Origin of the sequence: Aliidiomarina haloalkalitolerans, assembly GCF_003987315.1 — a bacterium.
In the GTDB taxonomy this organism is placed as follows: Bacteria; Pseudomonadota; Gammaproteobacteria; order Enterobacterales; family Alteromonadaceae; genus Aliidiomarina; species Aliidiomarina haloalkalitolerans.
Genome location: NZ_PIPI01000001.1, coordinates 714,599 through 737,293 on the forward strand (window position 1 = coordinate 714,599; position 22,695 = coordinate 737,293).

The 22,695-nt window shown below is 49.2% G+C and carries 26 protein-coding genes; 13 read left to right on the plus strand and 13 right to left on the minus strand.

The window, feature by feature from the left end:
• The first annotated feature begins 6 nt into the window (after nt 1–6).
• Entirely contained in the window at nt 7–705 is a 699-nt protein-coding gene (locus tag CWE06_RS03255) for a M15 family metallopeptidase (protein WP_126791109.1), read from the plus strand.
• Nucleotides 706–966 (plus strand): DUF2897 family protein, encoded by a 261-nt coding sequence (locus tag CWE06_RS03260; RefSeq protein WP_126791111.1) that lies wholly within the window; start codon nt 706–708, stop codon nt 964–966.
• Nucleotides 967–1,042: 76 nt separating this feature from the next.
• On the opposite strand, the gene purC is transcribed toward CWE06_RS03260, so the two are convergent.
• From purC to dapA, 3 genes are read right to left on the minus strand one after another with little or no spacing between them, the layout of a single operon-like run.
• Nucleotides 1,043–1,753: a phosphoribosylaminoimidazolesuccinocarboxamide synthase gene (purC, locus tag CWE06_RS03265; RefSeq protein ID WP_126791113.1), complete on the minus strand. Its 711-nt coding sequence runs from the start codon at nt 1,751–1,753 to the stop codon at nt 1,043–1,045.
• A 17-nt stretch (nt 1,754–1,770) separates the two neighbouring features.
• Nucleotides 1,771–2,886: an outer membrane protein assembly factor BamC gene (gene bamC, locus CWE06_RS03270; protein WP_126791115.1), complete on the minus strand. Its 1,116-nt coding sequence runs from the start codon at nt 2,884–2,886 to the stop codon at nt 1,771–1,773.
• Nucleotides 2,876–3,775, minus strand: a complete 900-nt coding sequence (gene dapA / locus CWE06_RS03275; RefSeq protein WP_126791117.1) for a 4-hydroxy-tetrahydrodipicolinate synthase — start codon at nt 3,773–3,775, stop codon at nt 2,876–2,878. The genes bamC and dapA overlap by 11 nt, the downstream gene beginning before the upstream one ends.
• A gap of 139 nt (nt 3,776–3,914) precedes the next feature.
• On the opposite strand from dapA, the gene bcp reads away from it, so the two are divergent.
• Complete coding sequence (gene bcp / locus CWE06_RS03280) at nt 3,915–4,376, plus strand: thioredoxin-dependent thiol peroxidase (protein ID WP_126791118.1); 462 nt, start codon at nt 3,915–3,917, stop codon at nt 4,374–4,376.
• A 240-nt stretch (nt 4,377–4,616) separates the two neighbouring features.
• Here bcp and CWE06_RS03285 read toward each other — a convergent pair whose 3' ends face one another.
• Nucleotides 4,617–5,693 carry an AI-2E family transporter gene (locus CWE06_RS03285; RefSeq protein WP_126791120.1) on the minus strand — a complete coding sequence of 359 codons (1,077 nt, stop codon included), beginning with the start codon at nt 5,691–5,693 and terminating at the stop codon, nt 4,617–4,619.
• Between the two features lie 202 nt (nt 5,694–5,895).
• Here CWE06_RS03285 and bepA point away from each other — a divergent pair, with 202 nt between their 5' ends.
• The 3 genes from bepA to CWE06_RS03300 are packed head-to-tail and all read left to right on the plus strand — an operon-like array spanning nt 5,896 to nt 8,212.
• A complete protein-coding gene (bepA, locus tag CWE06_RS03290) occupies nt 5,896–7,380 on the plus strand; it encodes a beta-barrel assembly-enhancing protease (protein WP_126791122.1) in 1,485 nt (494 codons plus the stop codon).
• A 50-nt stretch (nt 7,381–7,430) separates the two neighbouring features.
• Nucleotides 7,431–7,787, plus strand: a complete 357-nt coding sequence (gene arsC, locus CWE06_RS03295; RefSeq protein WP_126791124.1) for an arsenate reductase (glutaredoxin) — start codon at nt 7,431–7,433, stop codon at nt 7,785–7,787.
• Nucleotides 7,784–8,212: a DUF2069 domain-containing protein gene (locus CWE06_RS03300; RefSeq protein WP_126791126.1), complete on the plus strand. Its 429-nt coding sequence runs from the start codon at nt 7,784–7,786 to the stop codon at nt 8,210–8,212. The genes arsC and CWE06_RS03300 overlap by 4 nt, the downstream gene beginning before the upstream one ends.
• Here the strand turns inward: CWE06_RS03300 and hda are convergent.
• Both hda and CWE06_RS03310 read right to left on the minus strand, forming a co-directional pair.
• The gene (gene hda / locus CWE06_RS03305; protein WP_126791128.1) at nt 8,209–8,955 is read right to left on the minus strand and encodes a DnaA regulatory inactivator Hda; all 747 of its coding nucleotides are present in this window, start codon (nt 8,953–8,955) and stop codon (nt 8,209–8,211) included. The two genes, CWE06_RS03300 and hda, sit on opposite strands and share 4 nt — an antisense overlap.
• Nucleotides 8,946–10,259, minus strand: coding sequence for a DUF2066 domain-containing protein (locus CWE06_RS03310; protein WP_126791130.1), 1,314 nt, complete (start codon nt 10,257–10,259; stop codon nt 8,946–8,948). The genes hda and CWE06_RS03310 overlap by 10 nt, the downstream gene beginning before the upstream one ends.
• Nucleotides 10,260–10,456: 197 nt before the next feature.
• Between CWE06_RS03310 and CWE06_RS03315 the strand changes: the two genes are divergently transcribed.
• Nucleotides 10,457–11,752, plus strand: coding sequence for an MFS transporter (locus CWE06_RS03315; protein ID WP_126791132.1), 1,296 nt, complete (start codon nt 10,457–10,459; stop codon nt 11,750–11,752).
• On the opposite strand, the gene pgm is transcribed toward CWE06_RS03315, so the two are convergent.
• Nucleotides 11,749–13,386 carry a phosphoglucomutase (alpha-D-glucose-1,6-bisphosphate-dependent) gene (gene pgm, locus CWE06_RS03320; RefSeq protein ID WP_126791134.1) on the minus strand — a complete coding sequence of 546 codons (1,638 nt, stop codon included), beginning with the start codon at nt 13,384–13,386 and terminating at the stop codon, nt 11,749–11,751. The two genes, CWE06_RS03315 and pgm, sit on opposite strands and share 4 nt — an antisense overlap.
• Complete coding sequence (gene seqA, locus CWE06_RS03325; RefSeq protein WP_126791136.1) at nt 13,383–13,955, minus strand: replication initiation negative regulator SeqA; 573 nt, start codon at nt 13,953–13,955, stop codon at nt 13,383–13,385. The genes pgm and seqA overlap by 4 nt, the downstream gene beginning before the upstream one ends.
• A gap of 165 nt (nt 13,956–14,120) precedes the next feature.
• On the opposite strand from seqA, the gene CWE06_RS03330 reads away from it, so the two are divergent.
• The 6 genes from CWE06_RS03330 to CWE06_RS03355 all read left to right on the plus strand — a co-directional run bounded on the left by CWE06_RS03330 (nt 14,121) and on the right by CWE06_RS03355 (nt 17,768).
• Nucleotides 14,121–14,912 (plus strand): alpha/beta fold hydrolase, encoded by a 792-nt coding sequence (locus CWE06_RS03330; RefSeq protein WP_126791138.1) that lies wholly within the window; start codon nt 14,121–14,123, stop codon nt 14,910–14,912.
• A 125-nt stretch (nt 14,913–15,037) separates the two neighbouring features.
• A complete protein-coding gene (locus CWE06_RS03335) occupies nt 15,038–15,256 on the plus strand; it encodes a DUF2788 domain-containing protein (RefSeq protein WP_126791140.1) in 219 nt (72 codons plus the stop codon).
• A 5-nt stretch (nt 15,257–15,261) separates the two neighbouring features.
• The gene (ybfE, locus tag CWE06_RS03340; protein WP_126791142.1) at nt 15,262–15,537 is read left to right on the plus strand and encodes a LexA regulated protein; all 276 of its coding nucleotides are present in this window, start codon (nt 15,262–15,264) and stop codon (nt 15,535–15,537) included.
• A gap of 33 nt (nt 15,538–15,570) precedes the next feature.
• Entirely contained in the window at nt 15,571–16,095 is a 525-nt protein-coding gene (fldA, locus tag CWE06_RS03345) for a flavodoxin FldA (RefSeq protein ID WP_126791144.1), read from the plus strand.
• Between the two features lie 109 nt (nt 16,096–16,204).
• Nucleotides 16,205–16,666: a ferric iron uptake transcriptional regulator gene (gene fur, locus CWE06_RS03350; RefSeq protein ID WP_126791146.1), complete on the plus strand. Its 462-nt coding sequence runs from the start codon at nt 16,205–16,207 to the stop codon at nt 16,664–16,666.
• A gap of 199 nt (nt 16,667–16,865) precedes the next feature.
• Nucleotides 16,866–17,768, plus strand: a complete 903-nt coding sequence (locus CWE06_RS03355; protein WP_241972474.1) for a saccharopine dehydrogenase family protein — start codon at nt 16,866–16,868, stop codon at nt 17,766–17,768.
• Nucleotides 17,769–17,895: 127 nt separating this feature from the next.
• Here CWE06_RS03355 and glnS read toward each other — a convergent pair whose 3' ends face one another.
• The 5 genes from glnS to CWE06_RS03380 form a co-directional block, all read right to left on the minus strand.
• The gene (glnS, locus tag CWE06_RS03360; protein WP_126791148.1) at nt 17,896–19,569 is read right to left on the minus strand and encodes a glutamine--tRNA ligase; all 1,674 of its coding nucleotides are present in this window, start codon (nt 19,567–19,569) and stop codon (nt 17,896–17,898) included.
• 117 nt (nt 19,570–19,686) lie between these two features.
• Entirely contained in the window at nt 19,687–20,613 is a 927-nt protein-coding gene (locus CWE06_RS03365) for a 5-oxoprolinase subunit C family protein (RefSeq protein WP_126791150.1), read from the minus strand.
• Nucleotides 20,613–21,371: a 5-oxoprolinase subunit PxpB gene (gene pxpB / locus CWE06_RS03370; protein ID WP_126791152.1), complete on the minus strand. Its 759-nt coding sequence runs from the start codon at nt 21,369–21,371 to the stop codon at nt 20,613–20,615. Before pxpB ends, CWE06_RS03365 begins: the two co-directional genes overlap by 1 nt.
• Nucleotides 21,372–21,462: 91 nt before the next feature.
• A complete protein-coding gene (locus CWE06_RS03375) occupies nt 21,463–22,206 on the minus strand; it encodes a 5-oxoprolinase subunit PxpA (protein WP_275065562.1) in 744 nt (247 codons plus the stop codon).
• Between the two features lie 3 nt (nt 22,207–22,209).
• A complete protein-coding gene (locus CWE06_RS03380; RefSeq protein WP_126791154.1) occupies nt 22,210–22,650 on the minus strand; it encodes a hypothetical protein in 441 nt (146 codons plus the stop codon).
• Nucleotides 22,651–22,695 lie beyond the last annotated feature (45 nt).

The following is a 22,695-nucleotide window of genomic DNA, read 5'->3' on the forward strand; positions in this document are numbered from 1 at the left end:
TCATTCATGCTAACGCCGCGGTGTACACTGCTACCAGCACAACTTTACGGACTTGATGATAGTCACGTGGCGGCAGTGCGCGGCGCGAGCTCACACCTCATTCGTTTACAACCTGCTGCAGCGCGGGCATTTTTACGCATGCAAGAAGCCGCGGCGCGAGCTGGACACAACTTGCAAATAGCCAGTGGCTATCGAGATTTTGCGCGCCAATGCAGTATTTGGTCACGTAAGTGGGCGAACAGCAACCAAAACCAAGATGCTCTTATTGAAATACTGCATTGGTCGGCGTTGCCAGGCACGTCACGACATCACTGGGGTACCGATCTCGACGTTTTTGACCCCGACGCTCTCGGTACTGAAAAATTACAGCTCGAGCCATGGGAATACGCAGAGCATGGTCCGTTTGCCAAACTTAATCAATGGCTTGACGACCACGCCGCCCGGTTTGGTTTTTATCGTTGCTACGCTGACTCAGCAACAAGTGGCGTTGCCATTGAGCCTTGGCATTTCTCATATGCACCACTGTCGCAAGCGTACCCAGAACAAATTCAACCTCAAGAACTTGCGCAGCGACTTACCGCGGCGCAACTACCAGGCCTGAAATTGGTGTTATCTCAGCTTGAGTCAATTGTTGCTAACTACGTGCTGCGCACAACGCCTGCGCCGACGGAAGCATTGGCCGCACGAACGCATGGAGACCAGTAAATGTCACTCGGTGCTTGGATTATTATTGTGTTAGCCCTTGGCATTATTCTTAGCAACATCATGTTGTTGAAAAAAACGGCGAACATGAAAATGCCAACCAAGTCGAAGCCTGACGCTGGAAACAATCCACAACAGCAGGATCAATGGCAGAAGGATGATTGGGACAAGGATAACTGGGGTAAGGACGACTGGGATAAAGAAAATTGGGAAGACGACACTGCACAAAACAGTGACAAAAAGTCCGAAGACAACAAAAAGTAAAGGAGGCTATTTAGCCTCCTTTGTTGTTATAACTTGTCTTATAACTTGTGTTGTGAAGTGCGCTGGCAGCCAAGAGTTATAATGGCACACCCAAACGTTGTGCAACTTCTTCGTAAGCTTCAACGACGCCACCCAAACCTTGGCGGAAGCGATCTTTATCCAGTTTGGTTCGGGTTTCTTTGTCCCATAAACGGCAGCCGTCTGGGCTAAATTCATCACCCAACACCACTTCCCCGTTAAAGACACCGAACTCTAGCTTGTAATCGACTAGCAACATACCAGCATTGGCAAAAAGTGGTTTCAGAACGTCATTCACCGCGAAGGTTAAACGCTTCATTTCCGCCATTTGGTCGGCCGTTGCCCAACCAAAAGTAGCAACGTGTGACTCATTCACCATGGGGTCGTGTAATGCGTCATTTTTGAGAAACAACTCAAACGTCGGAGGATTGAGTTCAAGCCCCTCTTGAACGCCTAAGCGGCGCACTAATGAGCCCGCAGCAAGGTTGCGTACGACACATTCAACCGGAATCATGTCGAGCTTTTTAACTAAACATTCATTGTCTGATAGCAGCGCTTCCATCTGCGTTGGAATTCCCGCAGCAGCCAGCTTTTCCATAATGAAGTAGTTAAATTTGTTGTTCACCATGCCTTTGCGAGCAAGTTGTTCGACTTTCTCGCCGTCAAAAGCAGACGTGTCATCGCGAAACTCTAAAACTAAAAAGTCCGGATTGTCTGTGGTGAATACAGTTTTTGCCTTACCGCGGTACAGCTCATCACGTTTTTGCATGGAAGTTTCTCAAGTTCCTAGTCATCACTATCCCGGAATGCTCGCGCAAACACCGGGAACCAAGCGTCCAGTTGCTCTGCGCTTACTGGCTCGTCATCAATTTGCGCGACGATATAAGTAACGCCGTCACGCTCGTCTACTGTAAATACCACTTCGGTGCCACGATCAAGCGGAAGATCACCTTCTTGCGCACGCGACCAGAAGGCTAAGCGACGGAATATGCTCCGTTTGCCACCTGGCTCATAGGAGGTGTAATAGGTACCTTCACTTTGATTTAAATCATCAATTGCAAAACCAGCGCGTTCGAATACGCCCGGCATTAACGCCCACGCAACGGTAAATGAACTGTCGATAATAAATGCTGCATTGGCATCAGCGTTTTCACCGCGACGAAGATCGATGCCAAGTTGCGCTGCTTGTAAGCGCTCGCCCTCATAAGAGCGGGCTAAGCGTTGTGAAACCTGATTTAAGAAACCAACTTCCAGATCACGTTGCAACATCACTGGCACATTTTCGCGACTGACCGCTTGTCCATTGCGTAACCAGCGGATATCAGTGGCGGTCACATCAAGCGCCGCACTGCGGCGGTGTGATGCGGCTTGCATTTCTATGCGTAACGCTTGCTCCGAAGAAAAACGAATGCGCTCACGACTGAATAATGAAAAGAAACCACCACGACGTTGGCTATATTGCTCAATGCGATAAGGTGCTGTCACGATCAAGCGTTCGCTATCACGCTCAATAATCTGTGCGCCCGTTTCTGCGACAACCTCTTCAACTGCATCCCAAACCCAGCTTGGCAAGTCAGAAATGCCTTCGACCGCGTCAAAGGCAATACGTGATTCACGTGTTGCTTCGTCAACGCGACTACCGGGAGCTAATGAAAGAACTTGCGCTGGTGAACGCACGCTCACAGCTTCACCGAGTGAACCGCCACGTTGTTGGTCTGATAATGGTGGGATTTGGAACTGGGCTCGTTGTTGCCGAGCTTCTAAGTCATCGGGAAAAGTTAATTGCCCACGATCTTCAACTTCTAAATAATCGAAACCACCTTCGGCAAGTTCGCGTTGGGCAGCGCAACCACTCACCAAAACAACTGCGAGACCGATAATCCCTAATTTATTAAACGTCATCCGAACTCCGCTCTGTTAAATATCCTGCATCTTTGAGTGCTTGTTCGATTACTTTTTCGTTCTCAAGTTCCGGAGGAGTGAGCGGTAATCGATAATTAGCTTGAATCCACCCTAACCGAGCCATTGCCCACTTCACCGGAATCGGGTTAGCTTCAATGAATAAGGCCTGATGGAGCGATGCTAGCTTAGCATCAAATTCTTCCGCCGCTTGACGATCGCCACGACAGGCGGCGTCAACCATGCGCTTCATGGTTTGTGGCATCAAGTTAGCTGTCACACTAATCACGCCATGACCACCCGCTAGCATAAACTCGCGCGCTGTTGGATCGTCACCAGACAGCAGCAAAAAGTCATGGCCACACAAACGTTGTAATTCAGCAACTCGCGAAACATCACCAGTCGCTTCTTTAATGCCAATAATATTCTGGTTCTGTGCTAGCTCTGCAACGAGTTCTGGTGGCAAATCGCAGCAAGTTCTGCCCGGTACGTTGTAAAGAAACTGTGGGAGGTCGCTCGCCTCACTCACGTGTTTGTAATGCTCAAGGATACCGCGCCGGCTTGGCTTGTTGTAATACGGAGTGACATTTAAAAAACCGTCGACACCGAGTGGTGCAATGCGCTCTGTGAGCTGCACTGCTTCATGGGTTGAGTTTGAACCGTTACCTGCTATGACGCGTATTCGTCCTGCAGCCAGTTCAACGGTAGCACGCACCACGTCCACATGCTCATCGTGGCTCAGGGTTGGCGATTCGCCTGTGGTTCCTACCGAGACAATTGCGTCGGTTCCATACTGAACATGGAACTCAACTAATTCTGCGAGGAGTTTATAATCAACATTGCCGTTGCTGGTAAACGGGGTGACAAGCGCCACCATACTGCCGGTTAGCATAGATTCTCCCTCTTAAAATAAGGGCTCAATCTTACTTGTGTGGCGGGTTAATGACAAGTGTAGTTCACTGGCTTCTGCATGGATTCTATGCTTTCATGTGCATACGAGGCTTTACAGTTAATGATGAGGATGTTTATTCATGAAAACTTTGCAAGTTGGCGACGCTGCGCCAATGTTTACTTTACCCGACCAACAAGGTGAAGCGGTAAGTTTAAAAGAACTGCTGAAAAGTGCTCAGGTTCTCGTTTATTTCTACCCCAAAGCGATGACTCCGGGCTGTACTGTCCAGGCTCAAAAGCTCCGCGATACGCGCGATGAACTGGCGTCGAAAGGTGTCACTGTGGTTGGCATTAGTCCAGACGCCCCAAAGCGTCTAGCCAAGTTCACGGAACGAGATGAACTGAATTTCACGCTACTTAGCGACGAGCAGCACGAAGTTGCCAATGCTTTTGGTGTGTGGGGTCCAAAGAAATTCATGGGGCGCGAATACGATGGTATTCACCGAATCAGTTTCTTGATTGGCAAAGACGGTAAAGTCGCTCACGTCTTCGACAAATTCAAAACCAAAGATCACCACGAAGTCGTTCTAGCGGCTCTGTAAGATATCTGCGCCGGCTCTCACGCTCAGCGCTGGGAGCAGGCTTCCGAGTCGGGGCATAGGGGATGTCAGAGACGCCGTGAACCCATCCATGGGGGCTTATATTCGGCATCCATGCCTCATATACTCTGTCATCCCCTATGCCCCGCCTCTCACGCCTGCTCCTGCTGAATAAAGCTTGCCTGCTCCTGCTGAACTGACCTTGCTTGCCCTGCGCAACCTAGCTTGTCTGCCCCTACTCGTCTAATTTACTTCGCTATTGCGGGCGTCTTCTGCTCGCGTCGAGAGAGCGGTGATGACGGCTTTGACTAGGCTGGCTAATGGAATTGCGAAGAAAACGCCCCAAAAGCCCCACATCGCGCCAAATATAAGCACTGCGGCAATGATATAAACCGGATGTAAGGCAACGGCTTCTGAGAAGAGTATGGGCACCAACACGTTACCATCGAGGGCTTGGATGATGCCGTAAGCAAAGATTAACCAGAACAAGGTCATCGACGGGCCGAACTGGAACAAGCCGACTAACGCAATCGGAATGGTCACAACGGCGGCACCGATATATGGCACAAGTACCGAGAAACCAACGAGGGTCGCCAATAACGCCGAATAGCGCAGGTCAAATAAGTAAAACACGCCATACGAAACGACCCCAACAATAACGATTTCCAGCGCTTTTCCGCGGATATAGTTCATGATCTGGAGGTTCATTTCACTACCAACTTGGCTGATTAGGCGGCGCTGTTCTGGTAAAACTCGGTTAAAATGTTCTAAAAGCAGAACTTTGTCTTTGAGCATGAAGAACACGAGCAAGGGCACAATAATCATGTAAACCAAGAGCACGGCTAACAACATGAGTGTGTTCCATGAACGCTCAAGGATGGTTTGTCCCAGTGCCAATAATCGGTCATTCACTTTATCGGTAAACATTTGAATTTGGCTTGCGTCAATAAAGGTAGGCGCGATTTCTTCAACGCTCTCCATCATTTCCCGCCAGGCCTGGGCAATTTGTGGTAATTCGGCAAGTAGGTTGACACTCTGTTGCCAAATGACCGGAATTAAAAAGAATACGAATGCGAAAAACAAGGTGATAAACAGGGTGAACACGACGAGCACGGCATAAAGTCGTTTAAGTCCCACGCGTTGTAGCCGATTCACTGGCCATTCAAGTAGATATGCAAGAGCAATTGCAACAAGTATCGGAGCGAGTACTGTGCCGAAGAAGATAATGAGGCCGAAGCCAATCAGCAATAGTAGTGTCAGCGTGATCGCGTTAGGGTCGGAAAAACGGCGTTGAAACCAGTCACGTAAATATCCAAGCATTTCAGCTTTTCCTCTCATAAATCCGGTCAGGCTCACCTGCCTTTTCGGGCTGTCACTCTATACTAACGCAGAATGCTCGACAATACCTACTGCCACCCTTAAACTCAAAGCGTGAACCTGAGGGGAAAGTTTTTCGTATCGAGGAACTACCACTGCCTTTTAACGTCCTAGGATATTATTGTAGACAAGGAGACTCCGGCGCATGTTGAAAGCCTTTTGGCCTAAGCTTTTATTGCTGTCATGCACGGCTTTACTAGTTTTTTTCGTGCCCTTTTCCCATCAGCAAGCGCAAGCCCAAAGCCGTGAGGTACCCACGATTGGTACAACCGGCGGTGCTTTTATGTCGATTGAACGCGAACGTTTAGTTGGCGAGCATTACATGCGTGAAGTCCGCGGTTTAGCGCCGATGATCGAAGACCCTGTCTTACGCGAATACTTAACCGGCGTGGGTAATCGATTAGTTCGCCATGCTGATAATGTGCGCTACCCTTTTCACTTTTTTTGGATTCGTGATGACAGTATCAACGCCTTTGCATTTTTAGGCGGCTATATCGGCATGCATTCAGGCTTAATGCTGGAAACACGTGACGAGTCAGAATTAGCTGCTGTCATAAGCCACGAGATTGCACACGTCACCCAACGGCATATTGCTCGCAATATGGAGCGCATGACAGCATCTGCCCCGCTCACCTTAGCGCAAGTATTAGGGGGCATTTTAATCGGAATTGTGAACCCGCAAGTTGGTATGGCAGTTCTGTCGACTGGTTTAGCAGGTGCTCAACAACGTGCGATTAACTACACCCGTCAGTTTGAATTAGAAGCTGACCGAGTTGGTATGACGACCCTTGCTCGGGCGGGTTATGACCCTGAGGGTGCGCCGCGCTTTTTCGGTCGTTTAGCGGCTCGCTACCGCTATGCGACGCAGTTACCACAGTTTTTAATGACTCACCCATTACCTGAATCGCGCATTGCTGACACGCAATCGCGTGCACAAGCGCTTGGCGCCCGACAACTGGAACCGTCACTCGACTATGAATTAGCGAAGATGCGCTTGCGGGTACGTTATTCGAGTCGCTCTGCACGAGATCTCTTGCTCGACTTTAACGAGGAAACTCGGCGAGTTTCGCACCCTATTCAACGGCAAGCGATTGAATACGGTCGTGCTCTAGCACTGCACGAGCTGAAGCGGTTTGATGAAGCGGAGACAATTATTACGAAGCTCCTTGCTGACGAGCCGATGAATTTGTTTTACCTCGACACGCGCACGGACGTTTACATCGGCCAGCAGCAGTATGACCGGGCGGTTGAATGGCTGACTCGTGAATATATGCGACGGCCGAACAATCAGGTCGTTACTCTGAATCTAGCTTACGCGGCCAATTATGCCGGTGAGTATCAACTCTCTCGAGCTGTGCTCAACGACTATCTCATTCACAACAAACAAGATGTGGTGGCGTGGCAACTGCTGCAAGAAGCGCATCAACGCAACGGCAACGCGGTGGCCGCGCATGAAGCTACAGCAGAAATTCTTGCGTTGCGCAGTAATTTTCAAATGGCCATAGAAGAGCTGCACTCTGCTTTTAGTAAGACGCCAGAGTCACAATCAGCAAGTCGACAACGTATTCAAGCTCGAGTGCAACAGTTCCGTGCTCTTGAAGCAGAAAAGAACCGTGCTTTTGACTTTTAGACAAAACTCAGTAAAGTGCAGCGCAAATGACATCGAATCTTGAGGTAGCTATGAGTCAATTCACGATTTATCACAACCCGCGCTGTTCAAAAAGCCGCCAAACGTTGCAGTTACTGCAAGACAATGGCGTTGAGCCGCGAGTGATTGAGTATTTAAAGACTCCTCCGTCGGCAGCTGACGTTTTGAGCATTGCTGCGAGCTTAGAGCAACCGGTCAGCGCGATACTCCGCACCAAAGAAGACGAATACAAACAATTGAATCTAGCAAGCTTCACTGGCGACGATGCGGCGCTCGCAGCTCTGGTCGCTGAATATCCAAAGCTTCTTGAGCGTCCAATTGTTGTTCGCCACTCAGACCAAGCGGCACGCATTGGTCGTCCACCTGAATTAGTTTTGGAGTTACTGTGAAACCTGCTTGGTTAACGTCTGCTGCGTTCTATCGCAAACTCACGCTCGTCTGTTATCCGGGGCTATTATTCTTTGTCATTCTTTGGCATGCACTGCTCGAGCCAAATGAATTTCTGAGTACCTGGTTAGTACTAGTGATTTGGGTAACCCCTTTGTTATTCCCGTTGAAGGGAATCTTGCAAGGCAACCCTTACACGCATGCATGGGCGAACTTTATTCTAATTTTCTACTTCCTTCACAGCTTAACGACGTTGTGGACGCACCCAGATGAGCGCCTTTGGGCAGCTATCGAGCTGCTTTTAACAACCGGTGCATTTATTGGTGCAACCTATTACGCCCGCTATCGTGGCCGTGAGCTTGGATTAGGTATTAAGCGGAAGAAAGATGAGGCGGTGGTCACCAACGCGGGTAAATCTGCCGATTAAAGCACCAATACCTGCTTAACAAATGGCACAGTCAGCCGCCGCTGCTGTGCCATTGATGCTTTATCGAGCCGATCAAGCAAGTCCATCAATACCTGCATATCCCGTTCAACGCGCAACAATAAAAATTCCCCTACTTCGCGAGATAATTCCAGCCCACGCATTTTCGCGTGCAATTGCAGTGCATGAACTTTGGCATCATCAGGCAATGGCTGGAGCTTAAATGTTACCGCTAACTGTAATCGTGAGCGTAAGTCGGGTAAAGCAATAGCCAGTGAGTTGGCACCGCTTGCAGCGCTCATCACTAGCAGGCTCTGACGTTGATCACTAAAGCGATTAATCAATGCAAAGAGTGCTTCGGCCCAGTCACGATCCGCACACACCTGATCAATGTCATCGAGCACGACGAGATCATAATGCTCGAGTCCTTGCAAAACGACGTGAGCATCGGGTTGGTTCAATTCGCTGAGCGGCAAATAGATACTTTGTTGACCCATATCGGCAGCTTGCTCACACAACGCACACAACAAATGACTTTTACCAGTACCCGATGGCCCGACTAACAGCGTAAACTGTTGGTCGGCACGCCATTCACTCTGATTCAGCTGCAGCAGATGCCCAACGGCGGCCTCATTTTGCGTGCCAATAAAGGTTTTAAAGCTCGCATGTACCGGTAACTGCACGGGTAAGGCCAATTGCTGAGCTAACTCCGCACTACGCCTGCTATTTGAGTCCGCTACTGCCATTGAAACTCCACATCGGGCTCGCCACTGCGAGCAGGCGCTTGCTCAGAATCAAGCAACTCACCAAAACTCAGGTCATTCTCCTGCTGCGCTTCACGCAGCGCAGTGCGACGTACTCGGCGCTCGAAGTCGAGTGCTGTTGCGAGCGCATTGGCTCCGCCACGCACTTGTACTTGAAAGTCTGCAACGCCTTGCTGGAATCCTTGCAAGTGTACCCGTTGCACCTGGGCTTGCTGCTGCAACATGGTTTCTGCAGCAAGCACCTGACTCAACTGGCGTACATTGTGAATGCGAACCCAAATAGTTGCGAGTTCACGATCTTCGCGACTAATAAACAATGCTGCAATTCGGTCTGATACAGCGTTCACAAACTTTTCCGCCAACGCGGCTTCGTCATCTGCCACAAAGAACTCATTAAAGCTGTTCTCACCTACTAAAACTGTCACTTCGAGGACGAGCGGCAATGCTTCCAAATCTTCTTCGGTGACATCGCTATCAGCCAATTCGTTATACTCAGGGTCCGCTAAACCATAATCGTCGTCGAGCTGACGATACATGCGCGCACTTACGATGCCATTCACTGGATAACGCTGCGAGGCACGAATAACTTCACGCTGAAATCGGCCCCATACGTCGCGAGCACCAATCGACAATTGGTCTTCCAAGTCCATTAGTGGCATCAAGAACTCGACGCCACGTCGTTGCATGGTTGCACGCATACTGTCGAGAAACGCTCGCTCTTCATTACGCGTGACTAGACGCACGCCGCGCTCGGGATGATCCTCAGCGAGCCAGAGTAATAAATTTGGTCGCTGACCGGTCCAGATAGGCATGTTGACTTGTTCGAGTAATTGACGCACCCGGGTTTCGTCAAAACTTACCTGCAGATAGAGCTGGCCGTCACGTTGCTGATAACCAAACTGCAGGAGGTAATCGTTCACTTGGCGTAATTCAGCGCGCACACGATCATACTCCAGTACTTCAGTGGTACCGGTTAAACGCACGAGCACATCGCGAAAAATGTTTGGTAGTTCACGTTGACGCTCATTTCGCGTTTGCCCTTCCACGGCAATTTCGCCGCGCAACAAATCGCTTAATTGCCCCTGATTGGCTGCCGCTGAAGCACTGTACAACGTCATTGTCATCGCGAGGGTAATCAACAACATGAATGCCACGACATAGGTCATGCAGGCAGATTGATTAGACAACACCCGGTTGCCGTTGCATGCTGCTGCGAATGAACTTTGGCTCGAGCTTGTCGGTTGTTGCTCAGCAGCTTCACTGCTGAAGAAAGTTTGCTTGCGCACAAAGACCGCCTTTTTAACTACGTTGCAGTGATAATAAACGCCTACCTAGGGAACAGCAAGTAACAAACTGTGGATAAGTACCGGAGAATTTTGGGGAAATTGTGGCCAAATTTAATTCTCACTGTTAGAGTACCTGCTACCCCAAGAAAACATGACAAACCGTACTTGCGGACCCGACCACAAGGATCGCTGCCCCGATGCTCAGACAACAAATTCGCGCTGTCAGCTCACTACTCTCAACCATGACCCTCATCGGCCTCTGCGTCGGGATGACCAGTACCTTACTCGGTCTGCGCGGCACCATGGAAGGCTTCTCCACTGTTACTATCGGTTTGATCATGTCCGCCTACTTTGTAGGTTACCTGTTTGGTGCCACGCGTGCACCCAAAGACATTCGCCGGGTTGGCTATATTCGTGCCTTTGGTAGCTTAGCCGCCCTCGCCTCCGTGGCTGTCTTGGTGCAAGCAATTTGGATCGACCCCGTAGTATGGTTTGTCATGCGTTTCGTCAGTGGTTTCGCAATTTCCGCGCTATTTGTCATTGCTGAAAGTTGGTTGAACACCATGGCCGATAATCGCAATCGCGGTGCCATGTTGTCTGTTTATTTAGTCTTAATTTACGCAGGCTTGGTCGTCGGCCAATTAATTTTAGGTTTCGCTGATCCGGCGACGTTTGTGCCGTTTGCCATCATCGCACTCCTGATCAATTTATCGCTGATTCCGATTTTAGCCACAGTCACTGTCGAGCCGACCACGCACGAGTCACGTAAAGTACCGCTGAAACTGTTACTGGAACAAGCGCCTCTTGGGATTGTCACCGCATTCATCGTACAGGCCTGTAGCGCTATGTTCTATGGCGTTGGCCCCGTCTACGCAACAGCTATTGGCTTAACTGTGGGTCAGGTGACTATTTTTATGGCGGCATTCTTGTTTGGCGGAATGTTGTCACAGACACCAATCGGCCTGCTTTCCGATCGCTTTGACCGGCGATTGGTGCTGGCTTGCTGTGCGATTGTTGCAGCCGGTTTGGCGTTAGTGTTGTCACAAATACCAGCATCACAACCAATTCTCATTTATCTCGTCATGGCTGCTCTTGGTGGCGCACTACTGCCGCTTTACTCACTGGCGATGGCGCATACCAATGACTACCTCACAAAAGATCAAATGATCGGCGCAACAGGTGCGATTATTAAGGTTGGTGGCGTCGGCGCAATCGTTGGTGCCCCGCTTGCAGCAATACTCATGCAGTTTGGTGAGATGTATTTATTCTTTGTTCTCATGGCAGTGTTCACCACCACAGTATCCGTGTACGCGTTCTATCGCGTCAGTCAACGCGAACGTGCGCCAGAGCAGGTGCATTCACCTTTAACCGCTCTAGCGCCAGCCGCGCCGTCTGAAGAACTCTTAGCGAGCCTTGTTGAGGAAGCCAACGAAGACTTCGAAGAACCGGACGGTAATATCCCGGTTAAACCTGGCTCCGATGGCGTGGTTTAGGCCTTGAGCCAGCCACTTAACAGCTGCTGTGCCTGTGCCTGAATCGCCGCAAGGTGTTCAGGCCCTCGCAGACTTTCGGCATAGATTTTATACACCGGCTCAGTACCCGACGGGCGCACCGCGAACCAACCATTTTCGGTGGTCACTTTAATCCCACCAAAACCAGCCTGATTACCGGGCGCTCGATTCAGTACCGCAGTCACAGGCTCTCCTGCAAGACTATCTAGGGTTGGCGGATTCGCCTCTAAATCGGCAAATGCAGCCATTTCTTCGCTGGTTGCCCGACAGTCGATTCGCGCATAGCTCGATTGACCGTACTGAGCTTCAAGTTCGCGGTAATATTCGCTTGGCGATTTTCCGGTAACCGCTTGAATTTCTAATGCTAATAAGCACAGAATTAAGCCGTCTTTGTCTGTGCTCCAAGCCTTTCCTTGACGATCTAAAAAGCTTGCGCCGGCACTTTCTTCACCAGCGAACGCCAAACTTCCAGCTGCCAAACCTTCAGCAAACCATTTAAAGCCGACCGGTACTTCCAGTAGCTGACGTCCAGCACCTGCCACCACTCGGTCAATAATCGCGCTCGATACTAATGTTTTACCGATGACTTTATCTGCTGACCAATCACGATGCTTACACAAGTAGTCGATGGCAACGGCTAAATAGTGATTTGGATTCATCAACCCGTCTGGCGTCACAATACCGTGACGGTCGTAATCGGGATCGTTACCCAAGCCAAGATCGAACTTGTCTTTTAAAGCGAGTAAACTTGCCATTGCATCGGCAGATGAGCAGTCCATGCGAATGGCCCCGTCTTTGTCGAGCGCCATAAACGAAAAACTTGGATCCGCATGATCATTAAACAGCGTTAAATCTAAATGAAATTGTTCTTTAATGGCTCGCCAATAAGCGGCGCCTGCACCACCCATTGCATCAACCCCGACACGCAAGTTGGCTTGTTGGATAGCTGCCATATCAATGACTTGATCGAGACTCGATACATACGAACTGATCCAGTCGATTTTCTTCACCCGTTTCGACTTTTCAGCTTGCGCAAATGACACCACGTTGACACCGATCAGGTCGCTACTCAAAATTGCATTCGCGTACTTCTCAATGACTTTAGTGACATCACTGTCAGCTGGTCCGCCGTGCGGAGGATTGTATTTAAAGCCGCCATCTTGGGGCGGGTTGTGCGACGGCGTAATGACAACACCATCAGCCAAACCTGAGCTACGACCTTGGTTATAAGTTAAGATAGCGTGACTAATGACCGGTGTCGGCGTGTAACCGAGGTCAGCTTGAATATGCACTTCAATACCATTGGCGATAAACACTTCAAGAGCCGTGATAAAAGCGGCTTCTGATAATGCATGGGTGTCTTTACCGAGCATCAACGGGCCGGTAATGCCATGTTCTTCACGATAGGCCACGATGGCTTGGCTAATCGCCAAAATATGAGCTTCATTAAACGAGTGCTTCAATGCGCTACCACGGTGCCCCGAGGTACCAAAACTCACTTGCTCAGCTTCTTTACCAGGATTCGGTTCATTGACGTAATACGCAGCCATCAACGCGGGTATGTTAATTAAGTCCGCTTTGGTAGCCGGTGTGCCTGCACGTGGGTGTTTGCTCATGATAAAAAGTCCCTAATTTTTTCAGCGTCACTGCTGCTATAACCCATCTCTGTGGCGACAGCGGTCAATATCGATTTCTTCTTCGTGGTGTTGTTGTTGGTCACAACCCAATACGGTGAACCCGGAATTTGTTTCGGATTCGTGCTATTTCCTGCGGCCAGTAATTCTTGCTCTGTGGTGGCGAAGTACAAGCGATTGCGGCCACGAATGTCCAAAACCTGCGTAAACTGAGTCACATGGCAGCGGTGAAGCATCGACAGAATAAACAAGAAGCGACCAACGGCGCCCTTTTGAGCGGCTAAATCAGCGCGGTCGAGGACGTCAAAGACGCTCGTTGAGCTGGCTGCCGCTCTGGTAGCTGCTACAGCTGCTGAAGTTCGCGGTTCCTGTACAGAGCCTTCTTGCTCATTACTTGTATGCAAAGAGCTAGTCTGCAAAGAACCGGTATGCACCGCCACTGGGCTTAATCCGAGTAAACGGCGTAGAATAGTAGAGGCGCTTTCGCCGATATGCTGCGTATGTGAAGCGATATACGTATAGAGCTCTTCGTCGATTTCAATCTTTTTCATAGTTGGTGAACTTCCAATTCATTCGCGCAAGCTGGATGTACTGCTCGATTATCTCGTCGATTAATTGCGGGAAGTATACCGAAGTCGATTGCTATTTGCACCGCACAAGCAGCTAGGCGACAATAGAAATTCAGGTCTTTGTTGGAATTAAAAGGAAACCGAAGCATGAGTGAAGCGGTAAAGCTGAATTACGAAACATCTGGGGATCGCGAGAACCCTGCATTAGTGTTAATTCATGGCCTATTTGGCGATGCTGATAATCTCAAAAGTATTAGCCGCGAACTCAGCGACAGTTACTATGTTGTCAATGTCGAATTACGTAATCATGGCAGCTCGCCTTGGACTGACAGTATGCCTTTCCCGGCCATGGCTGCAGACATTAGCGCTGTTCTCGACGCCGAAAACATTGAACAAGCCCACCTCCTTGGCCATTCCCTAGGTGGCAAAGTCGCCATGGAATTTGCGTTACGCCATCCCAAGCAAGTGTTGTCGCTCGTTGTCGCCGACATCGCCCCAGTTGCCTACGACGCGCGCCATACCAGTATTTTAGATGCGCTTGAAGCAGTGAAACTGAGTGACTTGAAAAGTCGTCAGGACGCTGACAAACAGTTGAGTGAGTCAATCAATGAAGCCGGTGTTCGCATGTTCTTATTGAAAAACCTACGCAAGAATGAAGATGGTGAATGGCATTGGCGCCTTAATCTTGAAGGCTTACGTAAATGCTACGAAGACTTAATTGGTGAGCCGCAGCGTGAGGGCAAGTACCAGGGCCCGGTTTTGTTTATTCGCGGCGGACGTTCCGACTATATCCAGGAACAACACCGAGACGCGATTACAAGTCGTTTCCCGAAGGCTGAAGCGAAAACGATTGCCGAAACTGGCCATTGGCTACACGCAGAAAAACCGGCCGTATTTAACGGGATTGTGCGCCGCTTTTTGGAAGAACAAAACACTTAACTGAAGCTTTCATACCAATGCATTGGTTCGCACGACGTTAGGTTGAAAAAATTTCCCGCTGACTCGCACCAACTGGCGCTTTGTGGTATTCTCCGCGCCGAAACACAAGTGGAGTAAAAAACGCTATGTTCGCTGAAAATTTAGAACAAATTGAATCACTCATGACAAACTTTGCCATTGCTGCGCTGTTTGTTCTGATCGGTTTAGCAATTCAAGATGTTCTAAAGAAAGGTAATGTGCCAAAATTTGGTCGCATTGCCGTTTGGCTGGTACTCTTTTTGGGAATGCTCGGCTTTATTGCCAAAGGCATTATCCAATTTGTTCTTGAAGCTCAACTACAATAATAACCATGGCTAAAGAAAGCAGCGATCTTGTCACGCCTGATTTATTTCAGAGCGACCGTCGCCCAGGGCGACCACGTACTAATCCGCTTCCTCGTGAAGTGCAGGTGCGTGTAAACAAACGTCGGCAACTTCAGCGCGACCGTAAAAACGGTTTACGCCGGGTTGAGTTAAAACTCGACGAAACGATGTACGAAACATTGAACCGTCAAGCCGAAGAGCAAGGTATCAGTCGTAGCGCATTAATCGAACAGATACTGCAGCAAGCTTTGGCAGACAAGTAACGAATAAATTGATCACTTTGGAATGAAGTAACTATGGCGACTGTTGGCTTATTTTTTGGTAGCGATACCGGCAACACTGAAGCTGTTGCACAGATGATCCAAAAAGAATTAGGTAAGCACCTAATTGACGTGAAAGACATCGCAAAATCAACCAAAGAAGAAATTGCAGATTACGATCTGCTGATTTTTGGTATCCCGACTTGGTATTATGGCGAAGCCCAATGTGATTGGGATGACTTTTTCCCAGAGTTGGAAGAAGTTGATTTCGAAGGTAAAGTCGTGGCCATTTTCGGCTTAGGTGATCAAGAAGACTACGCTGAGTATTTCCTTGATGCGATGGGCATGATCCGCGATATCGTTGAAGCGCGCGGCGGCATTATTATTGGTCATTGGTCAACCGAAGGGTATCACTTCGAAGAATCGAAAGGCATGGCCGACGCCAACCATTTTGTTGGCTTGGGCATTGACGAAGATCGCCAACCAGAGCTGACCAAAGAGCGCGTTGAAAAGTGGTGCGCGCAGCTCCGTGAAGAAATGGGGTTAGACGAACTCGCCTAAACTCGTCTTAAATCCAACGACGCCCGCCTTTGTTGCGGGCGTTTTTGTTTCATTCCCTACTCAGTTGTGGCTATAATCGAGAATGGTAGAGCAACAATGAGGATTGATAATGAGTAATGCTGATGTTCAACTCAAGAAAGCTGGCTTAAAAGTCACATCACCGCGAATTAAAATTCTCGAGGTGATGAAAAATCCAGCGCACCAGCATGTTAGCGCCGAAGAGGTGTTTAAGATTCTCCTTGAGCAAGGTGACGAGGTTGGGCTTGCAACTGTCTATCGGGTCCTCAATCAGTTTGACGACGCTGGTATTGTCACCCGCCACCATTTCGAAGGTGGGCGCTCAGTCTTCGAGTTAAGCGCCAAAGACCACCATGATCACCTCGTCTGTTTAGACTGCGGCCGCGTCATTGAATTTGAAGACGATACCATAGAAAAACGGCAATTAGCTGTGGCAAAAGAGCATGGCCTCAGTTTGACTAATCATAGCTTGTACCTCTATGGTGAATGCAAAAATGCAGACACCTGTGACTATAATCGCGAAGATGCAGAGCATCATCGCATTGAACTTTAAGTCCAATTTGGATGACAAACAGGCCGACTCCGGCCTGTTTTACGTTTTAAGGTAAAATTATTTATGCAGTGGATGATATACGGCGCGAATGGCTACACCGGTGAGCTAATTGCCAGAGAAGCGATAGGCCCATCAACAGCAACCCATTTTAGCTGGCCGCAATAGCGAGAAAGTAGCCGCTTTAGCGACTGAACTTGGGCTGCAAGCGCGCGCATTCGAATTAAATAGTGTGGGTCAGGTTGCCAAACAACTGAAAGACATTGATCTCGTTGTGCATTGTGCTGGTCCTTTCGAGCTTACAGCTGAAGTGATGATGAAGGCATGTATTGCCAGTAAAACCCATTATCTTGATATTACTGGTGAACTTGATGTGTTCGAGCTTGCTGCTAGCTTCCAAGACCAAGCCAAAGCTGCCGGCGTCGTGCTCTGCCCCGGTGTCGGTTTCGACGTTATCCCGACCGACTGTGTCGCAGCTCAGTTAAAGCAACAAATGCCCGATGCAACGCATTTACGCCTCGGCTTTGACTCTCGCTCACGAATGAGTCGCGGGACCGCTAAAACCAGCGTACGCCGTATTGGTGAAGGTGGTGCAATTCGCAAGAATGGTAAGATTACCGCGGTACCACTCGCCTATAAAGCCGAGAAAATCGATTTCGGCGGTGGTGAAAAAATGGCAATGACCATTCCGTGGGGGGATGTTTCAACCGCTTATTACAGTACTGGCATTGGTAATGTTGAAGTCTTTATTCCAGCGCACCCAAAACTAGTCAGCCGCATGCGCCGCATGAATTGGTTCCGTTGGTTATTCCGCACCGAAATGATGAAAAACTGGTTGATGAAGAAGATTGATAATCAACCGGCGGGGCCAAAAGACGAAGAGCGTGAAAAACACTACACGTGGGTTTGGGGTGAAGTTAAAAATGCACAAGGCGAGACTCTCACAATGCGCAAACAAGTGCTGAATGGCTATACCCTGACAGCTCAAGGCGCAGTGTTTATGGCGATGCATGTACTTGCAACTGGTCCAGCGGGAGGCTTTTATACGCCATCGAAACTCTACGGGCCTGAGTTAGTTGAAAAGTTTTTGTATCAGCCAAGCTGAATAAACAACTATTCGCATCAGCAGTATGAGCACTTGAAGTGTTAACACCGACAAAAAAGCGGCTGACTGATTTACTCAGTAGCCGCTTTTCTAATCAACTAAATGACGCGATTTTTAATAACTTGAATTAATCATCGCCACTAATTTTGGCCCAACTATCACGTAGACCGACTGTCCGATTAAAGACCAACTTCTCGGCACTTGCGTCACGATTGTCTAAACAGAAATATCCCATCCGCTCAAACTGGAACCCTTGTTCCGCTTGCGCTTGTGCTAGAGAAGGTTCGACAAAGCCTTGCACCACCACGAGTGACTCTGGGTTTAAAGCTTCGTCTAAGGTTTCCGCTGCACCTGGATTTGGAATGTTAAACAAACGGTCGTACAAGCGAATCTCCGCTGGAATTGCATGCGCTGCTGAAACCCAGTGGATGACCCCTTTCACTTTACGGCCATCAGCAGGATCTTTACCCAAAGTATCCGCATCATAGGTACAGAAGATCGTGGTAATTTCACCATTTTCGTCTTTCTCAACGCGCTCCGCTTTAATCACGTAGGCGTTGCGCAGGCGAACTTCTTTACCTAACACCAAACGCTTAAATTTCTTATTTGCTTCCTCGCGGAAGTCTTCTCGCTCAATGTAGATTTCGCCACTAAACGGAACTTCACGTTGACCTAATTCATCACGGTTCGGATGATTCGGTGCCTGCAACGTTTCACTAGCGCCAGCTGGGTAGTTCTCAATCACTACTTTCACCGGGTCGAGCACAGCCATTGCCCGTGGCGCGTTTTCATTGAGGTCATCGCGGATACAGGCTTCTAAAATGCCCATTTCCACCATGTTGTCCATTTTTGTCACACCGATTCGGTGTGCGAACTCGCGGATTGACGCTGGCGTATAACCACGGCGGCGCAATCCAGCAATAGTCGGCATGCGTGGGTCGTCCCAACCACTCACATGGTTCTCAGTCACTAACAGATTAAGCTTACGCTTACTCATGACAGTATATTCGAGGTTCAAACGCGAAAACTCGATTTGCTGCGGGTGGCACGGAATTGAAATGTTATCCAATACCCAATCGTACAAGCGGCGGTTGTCTTGGAACTCCAGCGTGCACAATGAGTGGGTAATGTTTTCCAACGCATCCGAAATACAATGCGTGAAATCATACATGGGATAAACACACCACTTGTCACCGGTTTGGTGGTGATGCACATGACGGATTCGATAGATAACTGGATCGCGCATGCACATGAACGGCGATGACATATCAATTTTCGCTCGCAATGAGCAATGCCCTTCGGGATATTCGCCTGCGGTCATTTTGGCAAATTCAGCTAAATTCACGTCAACCGCTGTGTCGCGGTATGGACTGTTTTTGCCAGGTTCTTTCAACGTGCCACGCATTTCCCGAATGATTTCTTGCGACGAGAAATCAACGTAAGCTAAGCCTTTTTCAATCAGCTCAATGGCGAAGCCGTGCAATGCTTCAAAATAATCCGATGAATAGCGCTCTTTACCTTCCCACTCGTAACCTAACCAACGGACGTCAGCTTTGATTGCACTCACGTACTCCATGCTTTCTTTCAATGGGTTGGTATCGTCGAAACGCAGATTACAGGTACCTTGATAGTCTTCAGCAATACCGAAGTTCAAGACAATCGATTTTGCGTGACCAATATGCAAGTAGCCGTTCGGCTCTGGCGGGAAACGGGTGTGAACCGATGTGTGCTTCCCTGAAGCTAAATCGGTGTCGATAATTTTGCGAATAAAATTCGTCGGACGCGAGGCACTTTCGGCCATTCAGGACTCTCCGTTACAGCAAAACTTAAATAATTCATTGTCGATATGGCGGGAAACGCGCCCACGCCGCACCGACGCAAAAAACATGGGCGCTATGATCGCAATATTATGCGCAGCTTACAAGCCGAAAAAGCGAAGATATCTTCGCATTTGTTGCTGGGCTTCAGCAAGCGAAATGGGTTGGAAGCGAACTTTTGCACCTGGGGCACATTGTGCGAGCTCAAAACCATCCAGCGGCAAAATATTTCCGAGCTTCGGATAGCCGCCTAAGGTTTGCCGATCCTCGAGCATGATTATCGGTTGACCGTCCGGTGGTATCTGAATAGCACCATAACTAACACCTTCCGATAGGAAGCTGCCACTCGGCGCCTCTATTTCTGGACCATGCAAGCGCGCACCTTGGCGATTACTGTCGGTCGACAAGGTAAACTCGCTCTGCCACAACGTTTGCCAAGCATCTTTACTGAAATGATGCTGTTGATAGCCAGGAATTACGTGCAACACCACCTCGTTCGTCCATTGCGGCAAATAACTTTGGGGAATTTGCCGGCTCAATGTTTCGTGAATTAAATGCTTACAAGGTAACTCGTCGCCAGCTTGCAATGGCTCACCATTGCCATTCACGCCACCTAGGTGATCACGCATAACCGTTGAGCGGCTGCCAAGCACTTCTGGGGTTTGGAAGCCGCCGCTAACAGCTAAATAAGCGCGAAAGCCATAGCGTGGCGTACCAAATTTTAGGCGGTCGCCCTGACGCACCCAAAAACTCCGCCAAGGTATCTGTGGCTCACCATTGACCGTTAAATTTAAGTCACCACCTGTAATCGCCACCATGGTTTGCGTGCGTGACTCAAGCTCGAGTCCGCCCGCTGTCACTTCAATCACGGCAGCGTCCGGCACGTTATCGAGTAAACGGTTTGCCCAGTAGGCAGAATTTGCGTCTAACGGACCACCACGAGTCACGCCTAAGTGTTGAAAACCAAGCCGACCCGAATCTTGAATTAAACTTAGAATACCGCCCTTAATCACCCGAAAGCCGGTCATTATTGCGCTCCTTGCTCAGCATAAGCTTGATACTCACTCAGCGTAATGGCTTTAAATTGAATACGATCACCCACCTGTACCGCTGTCATGGGTGTGCGTTTCGGATCAAACCATTGTACCGGACTGCGACCAATGATATTCCAACCGCCCGGTGAGTCTTGCGGATACACGGCAGATTGACGTTCTGCAATACCAACACTGCCCGCTGGCACATGTGTGCGGGGGGCATCGAGACGCGGGACTTTGAGTGCGTCTGGTAATGAGCCTAAATAGGCAAAGCCCGGGGCGAACCCAAGAGCATACACTTGCAACTGCTGGCCACTATGCGCAGCAATGAGTTCTTCCGCTGTTAGCCCGGTGTGTTGTAATACGCGCTCTAAATCCGGAGCCATAGTAGGGTCGTAACAAACCGGTACGGTTACCAATTTACCCGGTGCATTCGCATCTTCTGCCGACCACGGACTGCATAACCATGGCACTTCATCAATAATACCTTGCAGCGCTAACTGGAGGTCATAGACACGAACATTCCGCGGTTCGTAATACACTAACAAACTAGCGTACGCTGGAACCACTTCATTGACGACATCGGCGAGTTGGTTCAATACACGTTCGCGAATGCTTGCCAGATAACTTGGCATACAGGCGTCTATCTCGTCGCCAAACTTAACCAGTAAAGCGTCAACACCGGCGTTACAAAACTCTGCGACGGGTGCCGCAAGTTCAGTTTCTTGAGCAGTTGTGACCAAATTGGTCATAGACTGACTACTCCTTTCTCAAAGCGTAAATTTAATGCGTCTGCGCGGCATTCTCGGCATGGGTCTTGCTTATCCGTTCGACAGTGAGTCGTTACTGTCCCTGCAATGCGGCGCGAATTGCTTGGATAGCGGCCAGTGCTTGTGGTGTGTCACCATGAACACAAAGCGTGTCGATAGGTAGTGTCAGAACTTCCCCATCGCAACTTGTCACCTGCCCAGCAGCAAATTGTATTGCTTGCGATACCATAGCATTTAAATCGTGATGGACAGCTCCGACTTGGTTGCGTGGCACGAGTTTTCCATCGCTTTGGTAGGCTCGATCGGCAAAGCCTTCAAACCACAGCGCAATGCCGTACTCACCAGCAATTTGGCGCCACGGTTCTGGGTTCGATTGCGCCGGAAGTACAAGTTTTAGCTGCGGGTGATAGGCGCGCACAGCAGAAAGTATTGCGCGCAACGTTTCTTCGTCGCGCATCATATCGTGGTACAAGGCACCATGCGGTTTAACGTAATGGACACGGCTGTTGTGGCTGCGACAAAACGCATCAAGAGCACCAATTTGATACAACACAGTGGCCTGCACTTCAGCTGGCGACAGTGCCATTGATCGACGACCGAAACCAACTAAATCCGGGTATGCTGGGTGGGCACCAATTTTAACTTGGTGTTGAGCAGCAAGTGCTACGGTTGTTGCCATCGTGAACGGATCTGAGGCGTGAAAACCACAAGCGATGTTGGCGCAGTCAATCAACGGCATAACCGCGGCGTCATCACCCATAGTCCAGGCGCCAAAGCTTTCGCCAAGATCACAATTTAACAGTAGCTGTTTACTCACCGTTTATTGCCCTTGCTGATATTTCTCTGAAAAACGCAGCTGCATTAAAAACAGCGCATAGATGCCGATACCTAGTGCCGCCAGCCAAAGTGTTGGCCAAGCAAGATACCACAATCGATGTTCAAAATAGATGGCAATTGAGCCAACCAAACCGAACGTCGTCAATGCCGTTGCTAACCAAGTTGAAATTTTTGCTGCCACTTGAACTTTATCAAAGCGCATCAGACCAAGAATGGCGCCGATGATGATTCCCCAGGCAATGGGACTGAACACTTGGTACCAATTTAGCCCTGTTGATTGAATCAGGCGCAATAAATCTTGGGCGTCAGACAATAAAAAAATCAAACCGATAGGTGCAGTGACCAAGGCAATGGTTTTTTGTATGGTTTTCTCTTTGCTCACAGGCTGCGGAATAAAAGGTTCGCGGTCTTTATCGGTCGGCATACAGGTCTCATTTAACTGAACTGGGTTAGTCTTACTAATAGTTAG

What these genes read in the sequence shown, in the direction of transcription:
- purC (WP_126791113.1), bottom strand. Translation starts at nt 1,753, where the DNA reads ATGCAAAAACGTGATGAGCTGTACCGCGGTAAGGCAAAAACTGTATTC.
- CWE06_RS03365 (WP_126791150.1), bottom strand. Translation starts at nt 20,613, where the DNA reads ATGACCGGCTTTCGGGTGATTAAGGGCGGTATTCTAAGTTTAATTCAA.
- hda (WP_126791128.1), bottom strand. Translation starts at nt 8,955, where the DNA reads ATGGCAGTAGCGGACTCAAATAGCAGGCGTAGTGCGGAGTTAGCTCAG.
- dapA (WP_126791117.1), bottom strand. Translation starts at nt 3,775, where the DNA reads ATGCTAACCGGCAGTATGGTGGCGCTTGTCACCCCGTTTACCAGCAAC.
- bepA (WP_126791122.1), top strand. Translation starts at nt 5,896, where the DNA reads ATGTTGAAAGCCTTTTGGCCTAAGCTTTTATTGCTGTCATGCACGGCT.
- CWE06_RS03330 (WP_126791138.1), top strand. Translation starts at nt 14,121, where the DNA reads ATGAGTGAAGCGGTAAAGCTGAATTACGAAACATCTGGGGATCGCGAG.
- CWE06_RS03255 (WP_126791109.1), top strand. Translation starts at nt 7, where the DNA reads ATGCTAACGCCGCGGTGTACACTGCTACCAGCACAACTTTACGGACTT.
- ybfE (WP_126791142.1), top strand. Translation starts at nt 15,262, where the DNA reads ATGGCTAAAGAAAGCAGCGATCTTGTCACGCCTGATTTATTTCAGAGC.
- CWE06_RS03285 (WP_126791120.1), bottom strand. Translation starts at nt 5,693, where the DNA reads ATGCTTGGATATTTACGTGACTGGTTTCAACGCCGTTTTTCCGACCCT.
- pgm (WP_126791134.1), bottom strand. Translation starts at nt 13,386, where the DNA reads ATGAGCAAACACCCACGTGCAGGCACACCGGCTACCAAAGCGGACTTA.
- CWE06_RS03380 (WP_126791154.1), bottom strand. Translation starts at nt 22,650, where the DNA reads ATGCCGACCGATAAAGACCGCGAACCTTTTATTCCGCAGCCTGTGAGC.
- fldA (WP_126791144.1), top strand. Translation starts at nt 15,571, where the DNA reads ATGGCGACTGTTGGCTTATTTTTTGGTAGCGATACCGGCAACACTGAA.
- arsC (WP_126791124.1), top strand. Translation starts at nt 7,431, where the DNA reads ATGAGTCAATTCACGATTTATCACAACCCGCGCTGTTCAAAAAGCCGC.
- fur (WP_126791146.1), top strand. Translation starts at nt 16,205, where the DNA reads ATGAGTAATGCTGATGTTCAACTCAAGAAAGCTGGCTTAAAAGTCACA.
- CWE06_RS03335 (WP_126791140.1), top strand. Translation starts at nt 15,038, where the DNA reads ATGTTCGCTGAAAATTTAGAACAAATTGAATCACTCATGACAAACTTT.
- glnS (WP_126791148.1), bottom strand. Translation starts at nt 19,569, where the DNA reads ATGGCCGAAAGTGCCTCGCGTCCGACGAATTTTATTCGCAAAATTATC.
- bamC (WP_126791115.1), bottom strand. Translation starts at nt 2,886, where the DNA reads ATGACGTTTAATAAATTAGGGATTATCGGTCTCGCAGTTGTTTTGGTG.
- CWE06_RS03315 (WP_126791132.1), top strand. Translation starts at nt 10,457, where the DNA reads ATGCTCAGACAACAAATTCGCGCTGTCAGCTCACTACTCTCAACCATG.
- seqA (WP_126791136.1), bottom strand. Translation starts at nt 13,955, where the DNA reads ATGAAAAAGATTGAAATCGACGAAGAGCTCTATACGTATATCGCTTCA.
- CWE06_RS03260 (WP_126791111.1), top strand. Translation starts at nt 706, where the DNA reads ATGTCACTCGGTGCTTGGATTATTATTGTGTTAGCCCTTGGCATTATT.
- pxpB (WP_126791152.1), bottom strand. Translation starts at nt 21,371, where the DNA reads ATGACCAATTTGGTCACAACTGCTCAAGAAACTGAACTTGCGGCACCC.
- bcp (WP_126791118.1), top strand. Translation starts at nt 3,915, where the DNA reads ATGAAAACTTTGCAAGTTGGCGACGCTGCGCCAATGTTTACTTTACCC.